General features: G+C 48.0%; 4 protein-coding genes. All 4 read left to right on the forward strand.

Translation table 11 applies throughout. The annotated features are described in order from the left end of the window. The first annotated feature begins 424 nt into the window (after positions 1-424). Complete coding sequence (gene lplA / locus OCU14_RS11145; RefSeq protein ID WP_261811080.1) at positions 425-1438, forward strand: lipoate--protein ligase; 1014 nt, start codon at positions 425-427, stop codon at positions 1436-1438. A gap of 130 nt (positions 1439-1568) precedes the next feature. Further along, the gene (locus OCU14_RS11150; protein ID WP_261811081.1) at positions 1569-1982 is read left to right on the forward strand and encodes a hypothetical protein; all 414 of its coding nucleotides are present in this window, start codon (positions 1569-1571) and stop codon (positions 1980-1982) included. Positions 1983-2002: 20 nt separating this feature from the next. Beyond that, positions 2003-2485, forward strand: coding sequence for a hypothetical protein (locus tag OCU14_RS11155; RefSeq protein ID WP_261811082.1), 483 nt, complete (start codon positions 2003-2005; stop codon positions 2483-2485). A 444-nt stretch (positions 2486-2929) separates the two neighbouring features. Further along, positions 2930-3250 (forward strand): hypothetical protein, encoded by a 321-nt coding sequence (locus OCU14_RS11160; protein WP_261811083.1) that lies wholly within the window; start codon positions 2930-2932, stop codon positions 3248-3250. Positions 3251-3312: the final 62 nt, after the last annotated feature.

Raw genomic sequence — 3312 nt, forward strand, 5'->3', positions numbered from 1 at the left:
TCTTGGTCGTTAAGTAATTGTACCCGCTATGGGTCTTTTTATTCAATTAGTGTTGCACTTCGATTGTAAATTCGTCGTAAAAGAGTGCGATCAAAGGCGCTTATCGGGGTTAAGCGGAGTCGGCTGCCTTTGATCGCACGTTTCGACCATCTAAATCCAAAGAACAAAGTCCCTAAACCAAAAGTCCCCAACCACAAAACGTGAGGTCCAATCCAAATAAACCACACCGGTCTTCAATAGAGTCACGAGTTCACACACCCTCACACCACACTCCGAGAGGTTTTAACGCCCAAAAATCACCGAATTTATAAATAAAGTCTTCCATAGAATACGTGTAAATTGTAATCGTTTTCAGAGCGTGCTATGATTTAGCGTAGCCGGGTGTTACCCGGTGGCTGTGTAATTTGAAAGGGGTCTTAGGTTTATGTACTGGTATGCCATGAAGTCACACGATATCCGCCGGAACCTGGCAACGGAACAATACTTAATGAACAATAAAAAATTCGATGAACCATTGGTCCTATTTTATTACGAAGGCCCTTGCATTATTGTCGGCCGGAATCAAAACACGCTGGAAGAAATTAACCAGAAGTACGTTGAGGAACAAGGAATTACCGTCACGCGCCGGTTATCCGGGGGTGGCGCCGTATACCAAGACCTGGGCAACCTGTGTTTCAGCTTCGTGGTTGACAGCGACAGTGAAGAGTTCGGGGACTTCAAGTCCTTCGTTCAACCGATCGTCGATGCCCTTCACGCCATGGGGGCCACGACCGCGGAAGTTTCTGGCCGAAATGACATCTTAGTCGACGGCAAGAAGTTCTCTGGTAACGCGATGTACTCTCACAGTGGCAAGACCTTCTCCCACGGGACCTTGATGCTCGACGTGGACCAGGACGTGATCGCACACGCCCTGAACGTGCCTGCCGACAAGATGAAGTCTAAGGGCATCAAGTCCGTTCGCTCTCGGGTTACGAATTTGAAGCCGTTCCTGGCACCGCAATATCAGAATCTGACCGTGCCCGAATTCAGAGACACGTTGTTAAAGGAACTCTTCCATGTCGACGACCTTGCCGCGATTGCGGATAAAGAAGTCCAGATTGCGGATAGTGAACAGACCGCCATCGACAAAATTTTCAATGATTACTATGCCAACTGGGATTGGGTCTACGGCAACTCGCCTGAGTTCACGGTTAAGAAACGGCAACACTTTACGGCGGGGACGATTGATGCCCGCCTGATGATTACCGCGGGTAAGATTGAAAAAATTACGTTCTTCGGGGACTTCTTTGGCCCTGGCGATGCGACCGAACTGGCAGATAAATTGGCCGGTGTGCGGTATGACCGTAAGGATGTTGCGGCCGTCTTGAACAGTGTCGACACCCAACAGTACTTCAACGGGATCGATACCGCAGACGTCATTGACTTATTAGTCGATTAACCATCTGATTTGGGAGATCTGCTGATTTTATCTGGCGAATACGTTAGAATAGAATAAATTGACTGAAGGCGTCGTCGGTTTGGTGGCGCCTTTTTCTTATTCTTAACTATATTGAGGAGTTTAATTCTAAATGAAAGATCGTAACGTAATCGCTTGGGACATCATTTCTCTCTTTGGGTTCTGGGTAATTAACTTTTTAATGACCCGGTCCTTTGTCACAGGCAGCGGCCATGAAAACTCGATGACGGAATTCTGGCAAACATCACTGCTAGCCCTACTGTTTTACGCCATTCCGATCGTGATGGCGGCACTGAACTGGCGGCTTTCTTTCTACCTAATGGGGCTGATCATGGCGCTCTATACGCTTGCGCCAGTTGGCGTGATCCTAACCATGTGGTACGGCCACGCGGCAATGGTGGTTCGTTTGGGGATGGCCCTAGCAAGCTTAGCCGTGATCGCGGCTAATGCCTATTGGTTGGTTCTGGCCTTACGGTTACGGAAGACTGACCAGGAACGCGAAGATCGGCGACGGTTCCAGAAATAATAACGAGGTGTTAATCTAAGATGAAACGCAACGTAGATGATTTTATGGCGGCTGTTGAAGCCGATAACTTGGAACATTTGGAACAGAAGACGACTCAGGCGAAATTCTTCGCTGATCCAGACGCCGTGATGGCGCCCCTAGCGGCCTTCATGCGCGAAAAGATTCAGGCGGATGCACTTGCCCAAGCCGTCCTGACGGTGACCGATACGGACATCTCAGTACGCTTAGAGCTCAGTGTGATTAACCTGCCACTGCAAGACACCAAGACCATCGGGAAGATCATGACGACCGACGTTGAGGAACCCCTGAACGTTTATGCCGTCATTGAAACGCCCGATATTAATGTCTCGGGCTTGCGAATTGATGCCTTGGCACCGGCAGATACCTACGTCGAACAGGCGGAAACGGCCGACCAGAGCCTCCACGACTGGCTGAAATTACAGATTGAAAAGCTCCAAACGGCGGAAGCTAACCGCGAGGAAACCGACGTCAAGAAAAAATAAGGCTTGAAGCGACGGGGAGTCTGTGCTATGATTCTCTGTATGCGATGAGTCGAGAAATCACGCGTTCCTTGCTTGCAAGGGGCGTCCGCGCAAGCGGCTAGGTGAATTTGTCAGCAGGGCACATATGTCACCGTATTGTGACGTGTCTGGTTTTGAGGGAATGTGGATTCCGAGATAAATCCATTCGTTTCGGCGAATGCTGTGGAAAAAGCGTTCAATTGGTCTTTTGACCGGTTGAGCGCTTTTTGTTTTGTCTAGAGTTTTGGAGCCTTTTTGAACTGGTGAAGGCGGTTTTATGAAAGTATTTGTAGGATTTATAAGTGATTATTCAAAATTTGCAGATTAATCTTGTGAAAACGGTTACAATGAAAGGCATACATATCAATCTTTGTTTTGAGCAGTTTGTCATACAAAATAATTAAGAATCACGGAGGAGAACGTGTAATGAGACGGAGTAGATGGTTTTTGCGAGGACTGTTGGCGGTGTTGGTTGGGCTGATTATAGGGATTGTGGTGCTTCCAGCACATACGCCTGGTTCGACAGCAAGAGCAGACGGAACCGATCCTGTGGTCAATTACAGTGCCACGTATCCAGACGGTACGGTTGCGGATAGTGACAGTGAGTTGCTGTCCACGTACGCACAACCGTTGACCTATGAAGAACTGCTGACCCACTCTCAGAATAAAATGGTAGCAGAATATCAAGAGGGGGCTTCCGGTACGGTCCCAACTGTTGATGGTTTTAAAGTTTTTGGGAGATTGTAAAATATAACCGAACACTTGTAGACAAAAAAGCCCATAGAGGCCTTTAATAGAATTACCACAAC

The sequence above is a fragment of the Levilactobacillus humaensis genome (assembly GCF_024345185.1).
GTDB lineage: Bacteria > Bacillota > Bacilli > Lactobacillales > Lactobacillaceae > Levilactobacillus > Levilactobacillus humaensis.